Here is a 20534-nt window from a genome sequence, read left to right on the forward strand (position 1 = left end):
CCGGCGGTACAGCCTGGAGGGAGGCCGGGTTCGCCGCACACCCCCGCGAGAAGCAGCTTCAGACAACGACTGCCAGACTCCCGCTCACGCGGGAGGTGAGACGCGGCCCGAGGGGATGACGAAGGGACCGGGCACCTCCGGCCACTCGACGACCTGGACCTGCAGACCAAAGGTGCTCGCGATGAGGTCCGCGCGGAGCACCTGCGCGGGAGGGCCCAGCTCCACCAGCCGACCTCCCGCGATGACGGCGATGCGATGCGCGTACCGCGACGCCAGGTTCAAGTCATGGAGCACCGCGAGCACCGCGCCACCGTTGCGCGCGAAGTGCGTCGCCTCTTCCAGCACCAGGTGCTGATGCGACAAATCCAGACTCGACGTGGGCTCGTCGAGCAACAGGTAACGGCCCCCATGCGCGGGCGCATCCCAGAGTTGCGCCAACACGCGCGCCAGCTGCACGCGCTGCCGCTCGCCGCCCGACAGCGACGTATACGGACGCGAGGACAGGTGACGGATGTCCATCACGTCCAGCGCCGCCTGCGCCACGTCCAGGTCCGCGCCACTGTCACCGCGCATCGGATGCGGACTGCGTCCCAGCAGCGCCACCTCCAGCACGGTGAAGCCGAACCCCAGGGATGACTCCTGCGGGAGCACGCCCAGCCGCAGCGCGCGCTCGCGAGACGGCCACTTCAAGAGCGGGCGCCCATCCAGCAGCACCTCGCCCACGGAGCAGGGCAGCTCGCCCGAGAACGCGGACAGCAGCGTGGACTTGCCCGCGCCGTTGGGCCCCACCACGGCGAGCACCTCGCCGGGCACCAGCTCCAGGGACAGCGGCCCCAGCGTGCGCCCTCGGCCCCGCCACACCTCGACGCCTCGTGCCTCCAGGCTCATAGGGTCCCCTTGCTGCGCGCCAGCAGAGCGATGAAGACGGGCACCCCCAGCGCCGACGTCAGCGCGCCCACGGGCAGCTCCACCGGAGCCGCCAGGGTGCGTGTCAGCGTGTCCGCCACGACGAGCAGCGCCGCGCCCAGCAGCGCCGAGGCCCCCATCAACCGACGGTGGTCCGGCCCCATCCCGAGCCGCAGCAGCGCGGGGACCATCAGGCCCACGAAGCCGATGACGCCCGACGCAGACACCGCCGCCCCGACGCCGAGCGCTCCCGCCAGGATGAGCCTGCGCTTGAGCCGCTCCACGTCCACGCCCAGGTGCCACGCCTCGCGCTCCCCCAGCAGCAGCAGGTTGAGCGAGCGCGCCTCTCGCAACAGCAGCGCCAGCGCCACCAAGAGCGGCGCCGCGGCCGCGCCCACCACGCTCCACGAGGACCCGCTCAGGCTGCCCCACGTCCAGAAGGTGATGGTGCGCAGCTGCGCGTCGGTCGCGATGTGCGTGAGCAGGCCGATGCCTGCCCCCGCGCCCGCCGTCACCGCCACGCCCGCGAGCAGCACCCGCGTCGTCTCCGAGCGTCCTCCCCCCGTGCCCAGCCGCTGCGCGAGCAACGTCGCGCCCAGCGCGCCCATGAAGGCCATGCCCGGCACCGCCAGCAGCCGGAACGCGCCCAGCCTCGAATCGATGGACAGGTCCAGGATGATGGCCAGCACCGCGCCCAGCGCCGCGCCGCCCGAGGTGCCCAACAACCCCGGCTCCACGAGCGGGTTGCGGAACAGGGCCTGGAGCGCGGCGCCGCACGTGGCCAGCACCGCGCCCACCATCACCCCGAGCACCACGCGCGGCAGGCGGATGGACAGCAACACCGCCTCCTGCACGGCCTCCAGCCGATGCCCCGTCTCCACCCCGAGCGCTCCCAGCACGCTGCCCGCCAGCCCCAACAGCGGCACCCGCACCGAGCCCACCGAGAGCGACGTCAGCGCGGCCACCCCGAGCGCCGCGCCCAACACCCACCACGGACGTGGACGGAGACGGGCCGGATTCACCGACTCGCGCGCGGGATAGCTCGCGGGAGCCGGTGCCACGTCCGAGGCGCTCATTTCGCGTCCCGCGCCGGCAACCCCATGCCGTCCTGGATGCGCTGCACGGCCTTGCCCAGATGCGGCCCCAGGCTCATGAAGTGCACGTCCTCGACGGTGGTCGCCTTCCAGCCCTTCGCCTGGGACAGCCCCGGCACGTCGCGCAGCCCCGCCTCCCCGCCGATGGCCGTCAACGTGCCCTCCGGAACCAGGATGATGTCGGGCGCGGCGAGGATGACACCCTCCGCCGTGAGCGGCCGGTGCCCCGAGTACTCCGTCACCGCGTTGACGCCCCCCGCCAGACGGATGAGCTCGTCGGTGGGCGTCTCCTTGCCCGCGACCATCAGCGCGTTGGCCCCCCGCGCGTACAGCGCGAGGATGCGCACGGGCTTGTTCTGCTTGCCCTTCGCGGCCCGCGCCGCCGCGTCCTGGAGCTGCTTCTCCAGGTCCGCCACCAGCGCCTCGCCCTGGGACTCGCGCCCCAGCTTCCTGGCGAGCACGCGGACGCGGTTGCGCGCCTCGTCCAGCGTCGGCTTGTTGGACAGGATGACGACGTCCATGCCCGCCGAGCGCAGCTGCTCGAGCACGCCCGGAGGCCCCGCCTCCTCGGACGCGAGCAGCGCCGTGGCGCCGAGCGCGACCAGGGGCTCCGACGCGAGCGCGCGCTGGTAGCCCACCTTGGGACGGCCACGCGCCACCGGCAGCGCGAGGCTGGTGTCGTCCACGCCCACCACGGCCTCGCCCATCCCCAGCGCGAACACCGTCTCGGTGACGGCGGGCCCCACCGTCACCAGCTTCACCGGCGCGCTCTTCGCGGCGGCGGCGGGCGCGGCGGCCAGCGCCCCCTGCGACAGGAGCAGCGCGGCGAGCCCCAGGCTCCAGCGCTTCATGACACCACCCCGGGCGCGGGCAGCACGGCGACGAGCTCTTCCACCAGGGCCCGCCAGTCGGTGGACTCGGGCACGCCCGGCTTCCGCTTGCCGAAGATGAGCGCGATGTTCTCGCCGTCCTTGTCGAACAGCTCCAGCGACGTGACGACGCCGTCCCGCGTGGGCTTGCGGACGATCCAGGCCGAGTGGATGTGGTCGGTGCGCAGGTGCAGGTTGAAGCTGGGGTCCAGCACGTTCATCCACGGGCCCATGGCCTTCACCGTGTGCACCGGGCCGGTGTGGATCTGGATGGCGCCGGGGTTGCCCACGAACACCATGATGGCCAGCCCCGAGGCCGCCACCTTCTCCAGCACCCACGTCAGCGACGCGGACGCCACGGGCGTGACGAACTCCTTGCCCACCAGCCGCAGCGCCTGGGTGCGCGCGACCTTGAAGCGGCGCAGCAGCGGGAAGAAGTCATGCGTGTCCTGCAGCCCGCGCCAGCCCTCCACCAGGCCCGCCACGTCGATGTCCGCGTCCGGACGCGGCGCCTCGGGGGCGGTGGCCGCCTCCACGGGGACGACCTTCGTCTGCTCCGCGTGGGTGAAGTCCTCGACGATGCGCTCGAACGCGGAGACGCCCTGCTCGTCCTCCAGATAGATTTTGTGCAGGGCCATGCCGGTGGCGTCGAAGAAGTGCAGGCTGCGGCGGATGCCCTCGGGCCGCGTCTCGCGCACCGCGTAGCCGAAGCGCCAGCGCGTCAGGAACAGGCGCAGGTCGATGTTCTCGTCGAGCACCAGCGCGACCGCGCCGTTCACCTCGATGTTGCGATACAGGCCGCGCTTCTCGTGCACCGCGCTCTCGTTGCGCGTGAGCGTCATCACCTTGCCCAGCGTGTCCAGCCGGGGCAGCAGGGCATCGAGGCGCAGGTCCAACCGGACGACGTCGCCGCCCACGCCGGTGGCGAGCAGCTGGGCCTCGCTCACGCCCAACTGCTGGGCCGCGTCGCGGATGCGCATGCGCGGCTCGGCCTCGCGCAGCGCGTTCCAACGCTGGAGGAGGGCGGTGGGCTCGGAGGAGGAGGCCGTGGAGGCAGGGTTGGAAATCATGGCGGACACCTGGAAAGGGGGGAACAGGACGGCGACATCAACGCGAGGCTTCGGCGGAGATTTCTTCGGACGGCACGTCATCGACGGCCGCGCCACCCGTGGGCGCCGTCAGCTTCGACCAGCGCAGCTTCAGCATCGCGGGCGTGCCGGCGTCGTCGTAGTAGGACTCCATCTTCACCTTGACGTACGCGCCGGAGTCGGTGCGCACCACGTACACCTGCGCGCGCGGCGTCAGCTTGTGCGTGGACACGTCATAGGAGTACCAGGCGCCGTTCGCCTCGAAGACGGTGTCCGGGTCCGAGCCCTCGTCGTCCCCGTCGTCCTGGTCCACCGCGTAGCCGCTCGCGGGCGCCTGGGTCAGCCCCGCGAAGTCCTGACCGGACACCACCGCCACCTCCACGCCACCCGTGCCGTTGACGCCGCCGCGCGAGCGGATGTGGTAGCGATTGAAGGACAAGTCCCAGAGCGCGTCCGTCTCCGGCGACACCTGCGCGCCCTCGTCCAGGTCCAGGCCAATCCAGACCGACGAGTCCGTGGCGTTCACCGTGGTGGTGATGGAGCCGTCCGCGTTGCTCACGTGGCTGATGTGCGTGCCGTCCGTCGGGTCCAGGTCCTCGCCCGGCGTGGGCTCCAGGTCGTCACCGCAGGCGGCGAGCAGACCGGACAGGCACAGCGCGGCGACGCGGGACGCGGAGAGGAAGGTGGGACGGGACATACGGGCTCCTGGGAAGTGGGGGTGGAAGCTCACAGCCGGAAAGCGACGCCGGCCTGGAAGGAACGCGGAGGAATGGGCAGGTCCGTCGGGTTGCCCGCATCGGCCAGGTTGGAGCCGATGACGAAGAACTGGAGCGCCTCGCGCGGACGCCACGCGATGCGCGCGTCCAGGGAGAGGTACGCGTCCGAGTCGTACGGGTTGGCGACGCCGTCCCCATCCGTGTCCGGATAGAAGGGCCGCTTGCCGACGAGCGCGCCGCGCACCCACGTCTCCAGGCCCCACTCGCGGTGGCGCCAGGTGACCTGCGCCGTCAGCCGGTGGCGCGCCTGGCCCTCCAGCGCGCGCTCCTGCGACTGGTCGCGGCCGTCGGTGAGCGAGTACGCCAGCTCCCCCGACAGTCGCCACGGGAACTGCTGACGGAGGCCCAGCTCGCCGCCGCGCACCCGTGCGCGCGCCACGTTGACGTAGGAGAACTGCTGCTGCTCGCCGCCCTGCTCCACGGACGTCCCAATCATGTCGCGCAGCGAGTGCTGGAACGCGCTCACCCACAACAGCGAGCGCTCCGTGGGGCGCACCTCGGTGGCGACGCTGAAGCTGCGCGAGCGCTCCGGCTTCAGGTCCGGGTTGCCGCGCACGACGTAGCCCACCGAGGGGTTCTCGAAGTCGATGAGCAGCTCCTGGAAGCCCGGCGCCCGGTAGCCCCAGCCGTAGCTGGCGCGCACGGTGAGCCACGACAGCGGGTCCACCTTCGCCGCGAGCCGGGGCGTCACCGCCGAGCCGAACTGCGTGTCCACGTCCACGCGCGCGCCGGGGACCACCACGAGCTTGGGCTCCGTCAGGAGCGTCCAGCTGTCCTGTGCGTAGAGCGAGCCACGGCCCCGCTCGCCGGTGCCCGTCTCCAGCCGGTCCGCCGTCAGCCACTCGCCCAGCGCCTCCGCGCCGACGACGAGCGCGTGCCGCTCACCCAGGCGCGCGTCCAGCTGCGTGCCCAGGCGGGCCTGCTGGTCGCGCGTCTGTTCCACCGTGTCCAGCGCGGAGGAGCGGCGCTGGTCGCGCAGGTACGTCCGCTGGAAGCGCGAGTACGAGCCCTCCACGCGCAGCGACGCGTCGTCGCTCAGCTTCCACGACGGCGCCACGCGCGAGTTGATGGACGTGTCTCGACTGGCCCGGTCGAACACCGCGCCGGTGGCGCCCAGGTCGATGCCGCGCTGGGTGCGCCGCGAGACGCCCGCGGACGCCTCCAGCGACATCGCCCCCTGGTTCTTCAGGTCGCCGCTCGCCGAGACGTCGAAGCCGTCCAGGCTGCTGCCGCTGGTGCCGACGTCGGTCGTGTCCAAATCGTAGGACGCGCGGCGCTGCAGGCCGCCGCTCAGCCGCAGCCCCCAGCTCTCGCCTCGCGCCTCACCCGTGGCGTCCAGGTCCAGCCGGTCCAGCTGGCCGTACGCCAGCCGCAGCTCTCCGCCGAGCGGCCTGCGCGCGCGACGGGTGATGAAGTTCACCACGCCGCCCACCGCGTCGCTGCCGTAGAGGACGGACGAGGGGCCCTTCACGATTTCGACCTGCTCCACGTCCTCGAGGGACAGGCGCGACAGGTCCACGCTGCCGGCCACGCGGCCCGCGACGCGCTCGCCGTCCACCAGCACCAGCACGTACTCGGGTCCCAGGCCCTGCACCTGGAGCGACGCGCCCGCGAACGTCTGGTTCACCACCAGGCCCGGGTGTGCCGCGAGCAACTCCGACGCGTCGCGTGCGCCGCTGGCGACGATCTCCGCGCGGGTGATGACCTCGGTGGCCACCGGTGTCTCGCTCAGCCGCTCCTGCCTGCGCGACGCCGTCACCACCGTGCGCGCCGTGGGCACCTCGTCGAGCGACGCGTCCGCAGGCACGGGCGTCGAAGATGCCGAGGTCGTCGAGGCCCCTGGACCCGCGACGACCTCGGCCTGCTTCGACTGCTCCACCGCATCCTCGGTGACGCCCGACGCGGAAGACTCCGACTGCGCCGGGACCTGCTCCCCGGCGGACTGAACTTCAGAAGGGACAGAGGACTCGGGCGCGGCGGCCCCGGGCTCCGACGCCATCGAGCCCCACGCCATCGACGGCGCGGCACAGGCCAACACGAAGAGACACCAACTGCCGCGCATACAACGTCCTCCGGCCCGCGACCGGTCGAGACTCCCCAGCGTCCTGGAGTCCCCACGGGGCACTGGGCTCAACGGCCTCGGGCCTCAAAGTCCAAACCTGTGACACCCCGGGACGAGCGCCCCGGAACTCCCACCGCTCCACCGTGCGCGCCCTTCGCGCTCCCATCACCCGGCGGCCGCTCCAGCGGCACCACCCGCGTCCGATGACACCGCCGGCACTTGAGCTCCACGCCCTCGGGCACCCGCCTTGCCAGCAGACTTCCGCACAGACACCGCAGCTCGCCCGCCTCGCCCTCCCGCTGGCATCCGTCGCGCATCTCCACCCCGGTGTCTGAAACGCGACTGACGATATTGATACTCATTATCAAAGTCAATCTTCTCTCCCAGGTTCTGTCCCGGGGCGGACAAGTGCGGGTTCCAGGAGGACGGTGAGTGGGGATTGGCGCACCCAGGGACAGTCCGGGGCGGACACTCCGTGGGGCCCGGGGCGAGCGGAGGGCGCGCGGCCAGGGCCATGCCGCGCGGGCGGGGGCACCGTGGAGCTGGGCGCGGACGGCCTCTGGATGAGGAGCGGCACCGCGCGGGCGGGGCGCCGTGGAGCTGGGCACAGACGGCCTCTGGGTGAGGAGCGGCACCGCGCGGGTGGAGGCACCGTGGAGCTGGGCACAGACGGCCTCTGGATGAGGAGCGGCACCGCGCGGGTGGAGGCACCGTGGAGCTGGGCACAGACGACCTCTGGATGAGGAGCGGCACCGCGTGGGCGGGGCGCCTTGGAGACGGGCGCTGACGGCCTCTCGATGAGGAGCGGCACCGCGCGGGCGGGGCGCCGTGGAGCTCGGCGCAGACGGCCTCGAGATGAGGGCTCGGCCCAGGCGGCTCAGCGCGGCGGGGGCGCCGTGGAGCTCGGCGCAGACGGCCTCGAGATGAGGGCTCGGCCCAGGCGGCACCGCGCGGGCGGGGCACCGTGGAACTCGGCGCAGACGGCCTCTGGATGAGGGCTCGGCCCAGGCGGCACAGCGCGGGCGCGCGCGCCGTGGAGGCTGGCGCGGATGGCCTCGCCGCCGAGGAGGGAACCCGGCGCTAACCCTCGGCGCTGCGGCGCTTCGCACAACTGGCGGCCTCGCCGTCGAGGCGAGCGCCGGGCGCTTCCCCTCGACCTAGTGAAGCTTGGGGCGCGCGGCGGCTTCGCGCTGGATGCGAGGCTTGGGCGTCACCATGCGGGCGATGCCGTAATAGAGCTGGTCCTCGGTGTAGACCTTGCGCACGCGCCGGTGGGTGCCGGGGACGTAGGCGGGGCCGGGACGCTCCAGCCACTGGAGCACGCGCACCTCGCCGGTGAGGGCCAGGGCGGAGAGCAGCTCCGGAGGGCACTGCTTGAGGTAGCGGCGCACCAGGGGGCGCAGCTTCCGGGAGAAGTCCTTGCCGAGCACCGCGTGCCTGCGCCCCGAGTGCAGCGTGCCGTCGAAGCGGCGCGACATGTGGAAGAGCTCGTGCATCACCGTCTCCAGTCGGGCCCGGGCGGTGGACCCCCGGAAGAACAGCGGCCGGAGGGTGATGCAGTAGAGCATCCGCCGGCCGCGGATGCGGATGACGGGCTTGCGCCGGCCCCGGCGGTCCTTGCTCTTGCCACCCCGGAAGCACAGGGGCTTGACGGTGCCGCGGGAGGCTCGGCGCGCCTCACCCGCCACCACCAGGATGCGGCCCGCCTTCACGTGGGCGAACTCCGGCAGCTTCGTCGCGATGTCCCGGATGAGGGCGCGGACCGTCTTGTTGAAGTTGGGGCGGCGTCGGACCACGAGTGGTGGACAGTCTAGCGGAAAAGCCCTTGGGGAGGCCCTCCAGGGTGCACACAATGTCTAGCGTCATGCGCAAGACTTCGCTCGTCGTCCAGCTCGCGGCACTCGTCTGCTTGGGTCTGGGGTGCGCCTCGGCCCCCTCCCGTCCGTCGGCCTCGGCCTCGCTGACAGGCCAGCAGACCTCCGTGGAATCCCAGGGCCTCACCGAGGCCACCCTGCGCTTCGGCGCCCAGCTCGAGAGCGCCGGCCCCGGCATGGTGGAGCGGGCCGACTACGAGCTCGTCTCCGACGGGAAGGTCCTCAAGAAGGGCTCCGCCAGGCTGGAGACAGCCCTCCAGCCCGGGACCGCGACGGAGGTCTCCTTCGAGGAGAAGGCCGCCTACGTCCAGAGCCCCGAGGACCTCGCGCGCCTGAGCGCCCAGGGCGGCACGGTGCTGCTCGCCCTCCGAGGCGTATTGGTGGTGCGCTCCGGCGACTCCGAGCAGCAGGTCCCCTTCGCCGCGAGCCGCGCGGTGCGCGTGCCCCGCCTCCCCACCGTGGTGGTGGAGGAGCTGGATGGGGCGCGCTACTCGGCCGAGGAGGTGCAACTCAACCTCCGGCTGGGTATCCGCAACCCCAACCCCTTCCCGCTGAAGCTGGATGGGCTGACGTGGCAGGTGGCGGTGGCGGGCAAGGCGCTGGACAGCGGGACGCTGGCCCAGGCCGACAGCGTGGATGCGTCCGCCACGGGTGTGTACCCGGTGGAGGTGGCGGTGACGAAGGACTCGTGGGGGCCGGAGGTGAAGTCCCTCATCTCACGGGGAATCCTGCCCTATGGGGTGACAGGAGAGCTGACGGGTCCACTGATGCGGGTGCCGTACTCGCTGACGGGCGAGGTGAAGCTGAACGTGTCCCGCTAGGATGGGCGATGCGTGCCCATCTATCTGTTGAGTGAAGAGCACCCGGAGCTGTTCCCTCCTCCGGACCGCGCGGACAAGAGCGGCGTGCTCGCCGTGGGCGGGGACCTGAGCCCCGAGCGGCTGCTGGCGGCGTACTCACGTGGCATCTTCCCCTGGTTCAGCGAGGGGGACCCCATCCTGTGGCACTCGCCGGACCCGCGCTTCGTACTGGAGCCGGACAAGCTCCACGTGGGCCGCAGCCTGAGGAAGACGCTGGCGCGGGGCGAGTACGAGGTGCGCTACGACACGGCCTTCGCGCGCGTCATCACCGAGTGCGGCCGCGTGACGCGCCCCGGGCAGAACGGCACGTGGATCACCAACGAGATGCTGGAGGCGTACGTCGCGCTGCACGAGCGCGGCTATGCGCACTCGGTGGAGGCGTGGGCGGGAGGCGAGCTGAAGGGCGGGCTGTACGGCGTGTCGCTGGGCGCGGCGTTCTTCGGCGAGAGCATGTTCGCGCTGGCGCCGGACGCATCGAAGGTCGCCTTCGTCACCGCGGTGGAGCGCTTCAAGGCGTGGGGCTTCCAGTTCGTGGACTGCCAGGTGGAGACCGAGCACCTGTCGCGCTTCGGCGCGGAGTCCTGGCCCCGGAAGCGCTTCCTCACCGCGCTGCGCGAGGCCCTGCGCCAACCGACGCGGCAGGGGAAGTGGACCCAGCCCGCGTCCGAGTGACGAGCGCGAGCGTCAGTCCTCCACGCCCCACAGCTCCACGGTGCCGTCCGCCCTGCCCCACGCCACCAGGCGCCCGTCGGGCGAGAACACCGCGTCGCTCGTGTGCAGGTCCTCGCCGTCGCCATGGCTGAACAGGGCCTCGCCCGTGTCGAAGCGATGCACGCCGAAGCCTCGGCCATCGCGAGAGGCGGCGAGCAGCGCGCCGTCGGGGCTGAAGCTCAGGTTGCACGCGTAGCCCTGGAAGCCCGCGAGCGACTTCACCTGGCGACGCTCGCCCACGTGCACCACGGCGACCTCCTCCGTGATTCCGCCCACGGCGAGCAGCGGCTGCGTCGGATGGAAGGCGAGACTCCACACCGTGGACGCGTCGATGGAGAGCGCCACGGGGCGGGCCTCGGAGGCGACGTCCCAGAGCCACAGGTTCTCGCTGCGTCGGTCATCGGCGTGGAAGGTCACCGCGGCGTAGCGGCCCTCCGCAGAGAGCGCGCACGCCGTCACCGACACGCCCAGGTCCATCGGCGTGAGCTCACGAAGCGGCCGCCAGGACTTCAGGTCCCACACCTCGGGCGAGTCACCTTCCAACGGAATCAGCAGCAACCGCGCGCCATCCGAGGACACGGCGAGCCGGGTCACCGCGTGCGTCAGGTGCCGCTCACGCACCTGTGCACCGTCCGTCGCGCAGAAGGCCACCAACCTCGGCCGCCACGGTCCTTGGGGCGACCGGTTCGCGGACACCACCGTCAAGACGTGCTCGGCGTCAGGGAACGCCAGGGAGTGCATTCCGGACGCGGACTCGTGGGTGCCCATCGGCTCCGGCGAGAGCGTCTCCACATCCCACCACCGCAGGGGCTGTCCCCTCCGCGCCAGCGCGCCGAGCCGGGCACCCGTCGGGTCGAAGACGAGCCGCTGGCCACAGGCAAACAAGTCCGGCACAGCGGGACCGAGCCTTGCCACCGGTTTGAGGCTCTCCGCGTTGGACTCGGTGATGACGGGACGGGAAGCTCGCATGGGGATGCTCGGCCGACGGGGCGGGAGCGGGGGCCTGACCGCGCCCCACCCTCCGCATACGAAGCCAGGGCGCGTCCCCGGTCACCGGAGACGACGAACTCCCTCAGCGCCTCACCTTGCACGGGGACAGGGTGCGTTGCTGCACCATCAGGTCCTCCTCCGAGGGGCTGCTGTAGCGCACGGCCTTCGGCGCGGCCTTGGGCTTCGCCACCTCGTGCACGTAGAGCGACATCAAGTCCCGCGTGAGGATGAACTTCAGCCCGCCGCTGTCGTGCAGGCCGCCGAAGAACACCGAGCCGCCATTGCGAAGCTGCACGGGCGTCAGCGCGCCGATGGGCTTGTGCAGCACCAGGGACAGGTCCTCCGTGGCCCAGTCACACGGGTTCTTCTTCCCGGCGCGCTCCATCCACGTCACCAGGAAGTCGCTCACCGTGGTGCCATCCTCCCAGCTCGCGCCGATGCGCTCCCACAGCCGTCCGCACTCCGGCATGTCGCAGTCGCGCGCGGGCACGTACTCCATCACGTCCGAGGGCAGCCCCTCCGCCTCCTTGCCCGTCTCGCGCTCCGTCGGTCGGCGCAGCTTGCAGCCCGTGGGCTCGTCCTTCTGCCGCAGCGCCACCGGCGTGCCGGACAACCTGCCCGGCGGCAGCAGGTCGCACTCCGCCTGCACCTCCGCCATGAGGAACGTCTTGCGTTCCGCGTCCGTGGCGCCCATGCGCACGGCCCACCAGGCGCTCGGCACCGCGCGACAGGGCACCGCGTCCGTCTTGCCGTAGATCCACAGTGGAATCGTCGGGTCCGGCGCGCCCAGCTTCCGGATGTCCAGCTCGTCCACCCGCTTGACGCCGGCGCGCTCCCGCTCCAGCCCCTTGAAGTAGGGGTCCTTCGACTCGGGGATGATGGCCTGGTGCACCAACCAGCCCGAGCCCTCCAGCCCCGCCTGCGAGCGCTGGGTGAAGGGCACCACGTCCGGGCGCTTCGGACAGCCCCGCTCCACGTCGGAGGGGACGATGAACTTCACCGAGCCATCATCGTCCTGCGCCCCCGCGCTCCACGGCGCGAGCAGCGCCCATCCCAACACCCATGCAGTCGACCGCATCGACAATCGCATCCGCTCTCCTCCAGGCGACTCGAATCCTGGATGCGTTCATACCCCAAGCCCGGCGCGCCGCGGCACCTCGACGCACCGCGCCCGAAGCACGGCCAGCACCTTCGCGATATGACCCCCCCGACACCCACTCACCAGGATGAGCCCATGCGCGCCCTGTCGATGCTGGCCGCGATGACACTGGCCTTGATGGCCTGCGGCAAGGACAAGCCCGACCCCGAGCCCCAACCTCCCGTCAGCGATGCCGACGAGGGCGACTGGGAGGACACGGGCCCCTTCGCCACCTGCGGCGTGGACGCCGCCTCCAACGCCTGCGGCAGCCTGGGCAGCTTCGACATCACCGGCTGCACCCCCGGGCAGCTCGCCTCGCTGGACCCCGACGGCGTCTACACGATTCACGTGCGCGCGCGCACGCCCCGCTACGGCAACACCTACGCCTTCTCGTCGCAATCGATGCGGCTGGCGGACTCGGGCGACCAGTACGCGGGCGGCCTGCCCCTCGACACGCGGCAGGTGCATGCCGGTGGCGTCGTCTTCGCCTCCGGCTCGTTCACCTCGGGCACCACCTCCCGACGCCGCTCGTTCATCGGTTGCCAGTCCCCCGCCCCGAACCGGCTGCAGGGCTGCTACGTGGACTGCATCAACGGCCGGCTCGAGAGCGAGGGCACCTTCGACGCGTGGAAGGTGACGCCTCGCGACGGCGAGCCGGTGTCCTCCGGCCTGGAGCTGATGTCCGAGACCGCCGTGTCGGCGGGACTCGCCGCCGACGTCTACGTCACCAAGGGCCACGCCTACGTCGTGTCCCTCTATGGTGGCCTCTTCGTCTACGACGTGAGCGACCCGGCCAACCCCCGGCTCACCCGCAACATCCGCCGCGCGAACGACAACTACTGGAACGGCGTGTGGGCGAAGGACGACGCGCTCTACATCGCCAGCGACTCGCGCGGCGTCATCGTCTTCGACATCAGCACCCCGGGCGAGCCGCTGGAGGTGCGCGCGATGGGCACCTCACGCACCAACGTGCACACGGTGTTCGTCGAGGGGAACCGCCTGTTCGCCGCGTCCCCCGCGCCCACCGGAGAAGTCCTCGTCTATGACATCTCCCAGCCGCTCGACCCCCAGCTGACGGGCACGTTCCAGGCCACGGGCTTCACCGCGGCGACGTCCTACGGCCCCCACGACATGTTCGCCTTCGAGGGGCGGCTCTACGTCAACTTCTGGCGCGCCGGCTACGTCATCGCGTCGCTGCAGGACGACGCCGCGCCCCGGCAGCTCGGCGCGTACCGCTACGAGCACTCCAACAGCCACGCCAGCGCCGTCGCGCGCTACGGCGAGCGCCTCATCGCCTTCGAGGGCGGCGAGGACTGGGGCGCGCACCTGCGCGTGCTGGACGTGACGGACGCCGCGAACCCCAAGCGCATCGGCGAGTACCGCCTGCGCCAGCACGTCTCCATCCACAACATGGTGCTGTCCGGCACGAAGCTCTACGTCGCCTGGTACCACGAGGGCGTGCGCGTGCTGGACGTGTCCACCCCGGAGAGCCCCCGCGAGGTGGCCCACTACAACACCTTCCGTCCGGACGACCCGATGCGCGGCGAGAGCTTCTACGACGGCGCCATCGGCATGCGCGTGCCCGGGGACGGCTTCATCTACGCGGTGGACACCTCGCGCGGCCTGCTCATCCTGCGCGAGACGCCCTGAGCCTCACTGCGCCTTCTTGCGCGCGGGCTTCTTCGGCGCCGGCTTGAGGATTTCAATCTCCACCGGGGGCTCCGACTTCACGTCGGGGCCCGCGTCCGGCGTGGCGGCCGCGGGCTCCGGGGCCTTCACCTCCACCCGGTCCTCCAGCGGCACCCGCCCCGCCGAGCGGCGGAACAGCTCCCACAGCGCCTTGTGCCAGTCCTCGCGGCTCGCCGAGCCCGACACCACCAGCCCCGCGCCGCTGTAGCGCGCCTCCAGCCCCAGCGGCTGCAGCGCGGTGGTGAACGACGTGAGCTGCTCCTGGAGCGCCGGCACGTCGAACGTCAGCTCCAAATCCCGCGCGACGAAGGCGTCCGTGCGCAGCACCTCCAGCAGCGCCGCGCGGCACGCCGCGTCCTTCACCGTGGCCGTCAGCGCCCGCTCCGCACCCTGCGTGGCCTTCAGGTCCGGACACGCCTTGCGCGCCGCCGCCAGCCGGGGCGTGACGTCCTCGTCCGGGGGGTTGCCCACGGTGAGCCGCCACACGGCGAAGCGCCCCTCCGCGTACAGGAGCATCAGCGTGCGCCCGGGCTTTCGCCCACTGAGCAACAGTTCGTTGCTGCCCTGGAGCACCTCCACGTGGGCCACGGAGGGGTCCTCCACCTCCACCCACTCGACGGCCGCCAGCTTCTGGAACTGCTCCTTGTCGACGTCCAGGGGACGGACCAGGTCCACCGGCCACGCCAGGGCCAGCGCGGGGACGAGGAGGGCCAGGAGTGCTCCAAGGGAATACATGCGAGCGGGCATCGGGGCTCCGGCGGGGTGGAACGGACCCTTAGCACGGGATAAGAACGGTGCTCTATGCCTACCTGGGCCCTCTGGGTCGCCTGCCTGGCGCTGTGCTTCGTCAGGTCGCTGGTCGCCGCGGCCGAATCCGCGCTCTACGGAACGTCGGACCTGCGTGCACAGGAGCTGGCCGAGTCCCACAAGGGCGCGTCGAGCCGACGCGTGCTGCGCCACAAGACCGAGCGCGAGGCCACCGCCACCGCGCTGCGCCTGGGCACCCTGCTCAGCGGGTTCCTCGCCGCCGCCATCGGCGCGTTCGTCCCGCCGCGCATGCTGGATTTGACGCGCTACGGTGAGGCCGCGTGGCTGCCCGTCGCCACCGTGGCCGCGGGCGCGCTGTTCGTCGGCGTGCTGGCCAGCCTCATGGAGGTCACCATGCGGGGCCTCGCCAACGCGAACCCGGAGCGCTGGGCGCTGCGGCTGTCGGGCGTGGTGTCGCTGCTGGTGGCGGTGCTCTACCCGCCCATGCGCGTGGTGCTCGGCGTGCTCAACCTGATGGCGCGCACCTTCGGCCGCACGCTGCGCTTCGAGCCGCCGCCGCCGCCGCTCGAGGAGCTGGAGAAGCTGCTCGCCGCGCAGGCCGCGAAGAACGAGGTGGACAAGAGCGCGCCCCAGCTCATCCGCTCCATCTTCGAGCTGTCCGACAAGCGCTGCCGCGACGTCATGGTGCCGCGCACCGAGGTCGTCACCGTCGACAGCACCATCTCCTCCGAGGACCTGCTGCGGCTGCTCGCCGAGGAGAACCACTCGCGCATCCCCGTGTACCGGGACGACGTGGACCACATCATCGGCGTGCTGCACGCGCGCGACATCATCCCGCTCCTGCAGCACCCGGAGCTCATCGTCCTGCAGGACATCATCCGCCCCGCGCACTTCGTGCCGTGGATGAAGCCCATCGGCGACCTCCTGCGCGACATGCAGAAGCGGAAGATCCACATGGCCATCGTCGTGGACGAGTACGGCGGCTTCATGGGCGTGGTCACGCTGGAGGACATCCTGCGTGAAATCGTCGGCGACATCGGCGACGAGTTCGAGGTGGAGGAGAAGCAGGTCGAGAAGATGGCGGACGGCAGCTTCATGGTGGACGCCGCCATGGAGGTGGACAGCTTCACCCAGGCGTTCGGCTTCCCGCTGCCCGAGGGCGACTTCGACACGCTGGGCGGCTACCTGTCGTCGCTCGCCGGCCACCTGCCGGACGTGGGCGAGCGCTTCACCTACAACGGCTGGCAGTTCGTCGTGGCCAACAAGGAAGGCGCTCGCATCGACCGCGTGCGCATGTCCCGGCTCAAGAGCGCCACGCCGGGCAAGGACACGCGCCCCAAGGAGCCTCGCTCCGAGGCCTCCGCGGCCAAGTCCTGAGCGTCACTCCGCCATGCCCTCCAGCGGGGGCACGTGCGTGAGCTTGCGCGAGCCCTGGGCCCGGAAGGACGCCCGCCGCTCCGTGCCGCCGAAGCGCAGCACCACCCCGCCGCGCAGCCGCACCGGCACCGCCCCCGTCACCGGCACCACGCGCTCGGCGGCCAGCGGGAAGAGCACGCGCAGGGGCACCTCGCCCTGGGGCGCCAGCGCCGCGTCCACGTGCTGCTGGCCGGTGGCCACGCGCCGTCCGTCCACCCACAGCTCGAAGTCCACCGCGGTGAGCGTCGCCGGGTCCGACGCGGGGTTCCTCACCTGGAGCCCGACATCGAGCAGGCCCGAGCCGTCCGCCTGGAAGTCCACGTCCAGCGACTCGACGCGCACCGCCTCGTCGTAGGCGCGCGGCTTGAGGGGCACCGCGCCCAGGCAGCCCGGGCCGACGAGCGCCGCCCATGCCCCGAGGACGAGGAGCCGCGCGCGCATCAGCCGCCCAACAGGGGCTGGAGCGCCTCCACCGTGAGGGGCCAGCCCGCCCGGCGGGCCAGCGCCTCCAGCGCCTTGATGAACTCCGCCGCCGACTGGAAGCGCCGCGCCCGGTCCGCGAAGAGCGCCTTGCGCACCACCAGCCCCGCGTAGTCCGGCAGGTCCGACGTCACCGAGGAGAGCAGCGGCACCCGCGCGTCGCGCACCTTGTGCATCAGGTCCGCCTCGTTGTCGCCCGAGTACAGCCGCCGGCTGGCGAACAGCTCCCACAGGATGATGCCCACGGCGAACAAGTCGGTGCGCGCGTCCACCGCCTGCCCCAGCACCTGCTCGGGGCTCATGTACGGCAGCGTGCCGCGCAGCGCGCCCGCGTCGCCGCGCATCATCCCCTCCACCTCCGCCACGCCGAAGTCCGTCAGCTTCACGTCGCCGTTGATGCCCAAGAGCACGTTGGCCGGGTTGAGGTCGCGGTGGACGATGGTGGCGCCGTTCTCCCCCACCTTCGCCCGGTGGATGTAGTCGAGCGCCTTGAGCAGGCACCACGCGATGTAGCACGCGGCCTCGGGCGGCATCGCCGCGCCGGCCTTGAGCAAGAGCTCCTGCATGTAGCCGAGCGTCCGGCCACTGACGAGCTCCTGCACCATGAGGTAGTCCGGCCCCGCCTTGAACAGGCGGAACGTCCGGACGATGTGCGCGTGTCGCAGGCGCACCGTCAGCTTCGCCTCGTCGACGAAGGCCTTCACGTAGGCCGTGTCGTTGCGGAACGACGGGTGCAACCGCTTGATGACAACTTCGTCAGGCTCGCCGGGCGAGCGCTGCGTCGTGGACCGGGCTCGCGCCTGGTACACCTCCGCCATGCCGCCAACGGCCAGTCGGCCGACTACCTCGTAGCCACCCAGGTCCGGAGCATCCGCCACGACACAAGCCTACTGCGATTTTCCGCAGGCACCCACTATTCAGCCATCAAGGCTGAATACAGGGCCTCGTATCGCCGGGCGGAGACATCCCAGGAAAAGTCCTTCTCCATGCCCCGCCGCCGGAAATCCGCGAGCCGGGGCGGGTCCGCGTAGAGGGCCTGGGCCCGGCGGAAGGCGGCCAGGAGCGCCGACTTGTGGAAGGCCTCGAAGAGGATGCCGTTGCCGTCCAGCCCCCCCTCCACGGTGTCCACCAGCCCCCCGGTGGCCCGGACGATGGGGACGGTCCCGTAACGCAGCGAATACATCTGGTTCAGCCCACACGGCTCGTAGCGGCTGGGCATCAGGAAGAAGTCCGCGCCGGCCTCCACCAGATGCGACAGGGCCGGGTCGAAGCCCAGGTGCACGGACACCTGGCGCGGGAAGCGGGCCTGCAGGGCGCGCAGGCCCTCCTCCAGGGGGCCCTCGCCGCTGCCCACGCCCACGAAGCGGATGTCCGCCTGCAGCGCGGTGGGCAGCGCCTCCAGGAGCAGGTCCATGCCCTTCTGCCACGCCAGCCGGCTGACGATGGCGAACACGGGCGCGTCCCCCTCCGGCAGGCCGAAGCGCTGGAGCAGCTCCCGCTTGCACACCGCCTTGCCCTCCATCTCCCGAGGGCCGAAGCGCGCCGGCAGGTAGGGGTCCGTGACGGGGTTCCACTCGTGCACGTCCACGCCGTTGAGGATGCCGTGCAGCCGGTGGGCGCGGCGGCGCAAGAGCCCGTCCAGGCCGTAGCCCTGCTCGGGCGTCTGGATTTCGCGCGCGTACGTGGGCGACACGGTGGTGAGCGCGTCGGAGAACACCAGGCCCCCCTTGAGCAGGTTGACGGTGTCGTAGAACTCCAGGCCGCCCTCCGAGGTGAACAAATCCCACGGCAGCCCCAGGTCCGCCATCGCGTCCTTCTGGAACTGCCCCTGGTAGGCCAGGTTGTGGATGGTGAACACGCTCCTGGCGCGCGACAGCGACGTGGACTGGAAGCCGCGCCGCAGCGCCACCGGGACCAGCCCCGTCTGCCAGTCGTTCGCGTGGATGATGTCCGGCTGGAAGCCCACGCGCTGGGCCGCCTGGAGCGCGCCCACGGACAGGTAGGCGAAGCGCCGCGCGTTGTCGCCGAACTCACCCGCCGCGTCGCCGTACAGCCCGTGGCGGCCGCCGAAGAAGTGCTCGTTCTCCAGGAAGAGGACCTCCAGCCCCTCCGCCACGCGGGCGGAGAGGATGGGCCCACCCACCTCGCCGAAGGGGAAGCGCAGCTGGAGCGACTGTCCGGTGGGCGCGAGTCGTCCGGCGTCGCGCAAGTCACGGTAGCGCGGGGTGACGACCTTGACGTCGTGACCCAGCGAGGCGAGCGCGGCGGGCAGCGCGCCGGCCACGTCCCCCAGTCCCCCCGTCTTCGAGAAGGGCGCCACCTCCGAGGAGATGAAGAGAATCTTCATGTGACAACCATGACGGTTGCGCCGGATGAGTCAACCGTGAACGTGCGCCCACTGTCCGCGTCCCTTATGGTGCGCCCGTGCTGATACCTCCCGACCCCATCCAGCGCTTCGCGGACGTCTTCGAGCGCGCCAAGAAGGCCATCCCCGTGGACCCCAACGCGGTGGTGGTGGCCAGCGTCGGCGCCGACGGCCGCCCCAGCGCGCGCGTCGTCCTTCTCAAGGACTTCGATGCGCGCGGCTTCGTGTTCTTCACCAACCACGAGAGCCGCAAGGGCCAGGAGCTGCTCACCCACCCCTTCGCCGCGCTGTGCTTCTACTGGCAGCCCCTGGACGAGCAGGTCCGCGTGGAGGGCCGCGTGGAGGTGGTGTCCCCCGAGGAGGCGGACCAGTACTTCAGGAGCCGCGCGCGCGGCAGCCAGGTGGGCGCGTGGGCCAGCCTCCAGAGCCAGCGGCTGGGCTCGCGCGATGAATTGGAGTCGCGCGTGGAGGACGTGGAGAAGCGCTACGCGGGAGGAGACGTGCCGCGCCCGCCGCACTGGTCCGGCTTCCGCGTGGTGCCCGACCGCATCGAGTTCTGGCACGCCCAGCCCAGCCGGCTGCATGACCGGCACGTCTACCTGCGCGACGGCGACGCGTGGCGCACGCAGATGCTCTACCCGTAGCGACGCGGCCCCTCGTGCTACCAGGGCACCTCCGCGCCCTGGTAGTCGAAGAAGCGACCACTGTGCTCCGCGCGCAGCTCATCGATGACGTTGAGCATCCCTCGCACCGAGTCGCGTGGCGGCAAGGGCGCGTCCGGCCCGCCCATGTCCGTCTTCACCCAACCGGGGTGCAAGAGCACGGGGACGATGCCCTGGGCACGCAAGTCATTGGACAGGTTGCGCACGCCCATGTTCAACGCGACCTTGGACATCCGATAGGCATAGGCGCCGCCGTCGCTGTTGGACGACAGCGAGCCCATGCGCGAGGTGACGTAGGCCACCTTGCGCGAGCGGCCCCGCAGGAGCCCCGGGAGCAGCGCGCTGGTGACACGCAGCGGCCCCAGCGCGTTGACGGCGAAGGTGCGCACCACGTCCGCGTAGTCCACGTCCGTCAGCGCGCACCACAACCCTGGCACGCCCGCGTTGTTGATGAGGACATCCACCGGCTCCAGCAGCACCTCGTCGGCGAAATCCCTGACACTCGCCTCGTCGGCCACGTCCAGCGCATGGACTCTCAAGCGCCCCGCACAGTCGTGTTTCAGCGGCTCCAGCCGCCGCCTCCCCTCCTCGGTGCGCACCCCGGCGTCGACGATGTCGCCGCGCTCGAGGAGCTGTTGGACGAACTCATACCCAATGCCCCTGCTCGCTCCGGTGATGACGTAGCGCATGCTCTTCATTAACGCGCCGAATGGATGTCCTTGGCAAAACACGGACGAATGACGCGAGTGAGTGCACGCTGGTCACCGGAAAATTTGATTCAGGAGA

At 71.3% G+C, this 20534-nt stretch carries 19 protein-coding genes; 5 read left to right on the plus strand and 14 right to left on the minus strand.

From position 1 onward, the window contains the following. Positions 1 to 84: 84 nt before the first annotated feature. The 7 genes from VZQ01_RS12205 to VZQ01_RS12235 all read right to left on the minus strand — a co-directional run bounded on the left by VZQ01_RS12205 (position 85) and on the right by VZQ01_RS12235 (position 8591). Positions 85 to 888 carry a heme ABC transporter ATP-binding protein gene (locus VZQ01_RS12205; protein WP_223746339.1) on the minus strand — a complete coding sequence of 268 codons (804 nt, stop codon included), beginning with the start codon at positions 886 to 888 and terminating at the stop codon, positions 85 to 87. Then, positions 885 to 1982 carry a FecCD family ABC transporter permease gene (locus VZQ01_RS12210; protein WP_223746338.1) on the minus strand — a complete coding sequence of 366 codons (1098 nt, stop codon included), beginning with the start codon at positions 1980 to 1982 and terminating at the stop codon, positions 885 to 887. The genes VZQ01_RS12205 and VZQ01_RS12210 overlap by 4 nt, the downstream gene beginning before the upstream one ends. Beyond that, positions 1979 to 2851: a heme/hemin ABC transporter substrate-binding protein gene (locus VZQ01_RS12215; protein WP_426747889.1), complete on the minus strand. Its 873-nt coding sequence runs from the start codon at positions 2849 to 2851 to the stop codon at positions 1979 to 1981. The genes VZQ01_RS12210 and VZQ01_RS12215 overlap by 4 nt, the downstream gene beginning before the upstream one ends. After that, positions 2848 to 3939, minus strand: a complete 1092-nt coding sequence (locus VZQ01_RS12220; RefSeq protein WP_408887947.1) for a hemin-degrading factor — start codon at positions 3937 to 3939, stop codon at positions 2848 to 2850. The genes VZQ01_RS12215 and VZQ01_RS12220 overlap by 4 nt, the downstream gene beginning before the upstream one ends. A 37-nt stretch (positions 3940 to 3976) precedes the next feature. Then, positions 3977 to 4654, minus strand: coding sequence for an HmuY family protein (locus tag VZQ01_RS12225; RefSeq protein ID WP_426747890.1), 678 nt, complete (start codon positions 4652 to 4654; stop codon positions 3977 to 3979). Positions 4655 to 4683: 29 nt separating this feature from the next. Then, on the minus strand, positions 4684 to 6795 hold the full coding sequence (locus tag VZQ01_RS12230) for a TonB-dependent receptor plug domain-containing protein (RefSeq protein ID WP_426747891.1): 2112 nt from the start codon (positions 6793 to 6795) through the stop codon (positions 4684 to 4686). A 1157-nt stretch (positions 6796 to 7952) separates the two neighbouring features. Next, complete coding sequence (locus VZQ01_RS12235; RefSeq protein ID WP_223746334.1) at positions 7953 to 8591, minus strand: hypothetical protein; 639 nt, start codon at positions 8589 to 8591, stop codon at positions 7953 to 7955. 56 nt (positions 8592 to 8647) lie between these two features. On the opposite strand from VZQ01_RS12235, the gene VZQ01_RS12240 reads away from it, so the two are divergent. Beyond that, positions 8648 to 9490: an LEA/WHy family protein gene (locus tag VZQ01_RS12240; protein WP_223784806.1), complete on the plus strand. Its 843-nt coding sequence runs from the start codon at positions 8648 to 8650 to the stop codon at positions 9488 to 9490. 12 nt (positions 9491 to 9502) lie between these two features. Beyond that, positions 9503 to 10201 carry a leucyl/phenylalanyl-tRNA--protein transferase gene (gene aat / locus VZQ01_RS12245; protein ID WP_223746332.1) on the plus strand — a complete coding sequence of 233 codons (699 nt, stop codon included), beginning with the start codon at positions 9503 to 9505 and terminating at the stop codon, positions 10199 to 10201. Positions 10202 to 10213: 12 nt separating this feature from the next. Here the strand turns inward: aat and VZQ01_RS12250 are convergent, their stop codons facing one another. Next, a complete protein-coding gene (locus tag VZQ01_RS12250; RefSeq protein ID WP_426747892.1) occupies positions 10214 to 11209 on the minus strand; it encodes a WD40 repeat domain-containing protein in 996 nt (331 codons plus the stop codon). A gap of 103 nt (positions 11210 to 11312) precedes the next feature. Continuing rightward, the gene (locus VZQ01_RS12255; RefSeq protein WP_426747893.1) at positions 11313 to 12308 is read right to left on the minus strand and encodes a hypothetical protein; all 996 of its coding nucleotides are present in this window, start codon (positions 12306 to 12308) and stop codon (positions 11313 to 11315) included. Positions 12309 to 12464: 156 nt separating this feature from the next. Here VZQ01_RS12255 and VZQ01_RS12260 point away from each other — a divergent pair, with 156 nt between their 5' ends. Further along, complete coding sequence (locus VZQ01_RS12260) at positions 12465 to 14018, plus strand: LVIVD repeat-containing protein (RefSeq protein ID WP_426747894.1); 1554 nt, start codon at positions 12465 to 12467, stop codon at positions 14016 to 14018. Between the two features lie 3 nt (positions 14019 to 14021). Here VZQ01_RS12260 and VZQ01_RS12265 read toward each other — a convergent pair whose 3' ends face one another. After that, positions 14022 to 14804, minus strand: a complete 783-nt coding sequence (locus VZQ01_RS12265) for a hypothetical protein (RefSeq protein WP_426747895.1) — start codon at positions 14802 to 14804, stop codon at positions 14022 to 14024. 54 nt (positions 14805 to 14858) lie between these two features. Between VZQ01_RS12265 and VZQ01_RS12270 the strand changes: the two genes are divergently transcribed. Then, entirely contained in the window at positions 14859 to 16202 is a 1344-nt protein-coding gene (locus VZQ01_RS12270; RefSeq protein WP_223746327.1) for a hemolysin family protein, read from the plus strand. 3 nt (positions 16203 to 16205) lie between these two features. On the opposite strand, the gene VZQ01_RS12275 is transcribed toward VZQ01_RS12270, so the two are convergent. From VZQ01_RS12275 to glgA, 3 genes are read right to left on the minus strand one after another with little or no spacing between them, the layout of a single operon-like run. After that, positions 16206 to 16682 carry an LEA/WHy family protein gene (locus VZQ01_RS12275; protein WP_223746326.1) on the minus strand — a complete coding sequence of 159 codons (477 nt, stop codon included), beginning with the start codon at positions 16680 to 16682 and terminating at the stop codon, positions 16206 to 16208. Beyond that, positions 16682 to 17599: a serine/threonine protein kinase gene (locus tag VZQ01_RS12280; RefSeq protein WP_046711397.1), complete on the minus strand. Its 918-nt coding sequence runs from the start codon at positions 17597 to 17599 to the stop codon at positions 16682 to 16684. Before VZQ01_RS12280 ends, VZQ01_RS12275 begins: the two co-directional genes overlap by 1 nt. Positions 17600 to 17634: 35 nt before the next feature. After that, positions 17635 to 19068, minus strand: a complete 1434-nt coding sequence (glgA, locus tag VZQ01_RS12285; protein ID WP_426747896.1) for a glycogen synthase GlgA — start codon at positions 19066 to 19068, stop codon at positions 17635 to 17637. Between the two features lie 77 nt (positions 19069 to 19145). Between glgA and pdxH the strand changes: the two genes are divergently transcribed. Then, entirely contained in the window at positions 19146 to 19730 is a 585-nt protein-coding gene (gene pdxH / locus VZQ01_RS12290; RefSeq protein ID WP_267697780.1) for a pyridoxamine 5'-phosphate oxidase, read from the plus strand. A gap of 17 nt (positions 19731 to 19747) precedes the next feature. On the opposite strand, the gene VZQ01_RS12295 is transcribed toward pdxH, so the two are convergent. Then, positions 19748 to 20446, minus strand: a complete 699-nt coding sequence (locus VZQ01_RS12295) for an SDR family oxidoreductase (protein WP_228556728.1) — start codon at positions 20444 to 20446, stop codon at positions 19748 to 19750. Between the last annotated feature and the right edge of the window lie 88 nt (positions 20447 to 20534).

Source organism: Myxococcus faecalis (assembly GCF_050039385.1).
Lineage (GTDB): Bacteria > Myxococcota > Myxococcia > Myxococcales > Myxococcaceae > Myxococcus > Myxococcus fulvus.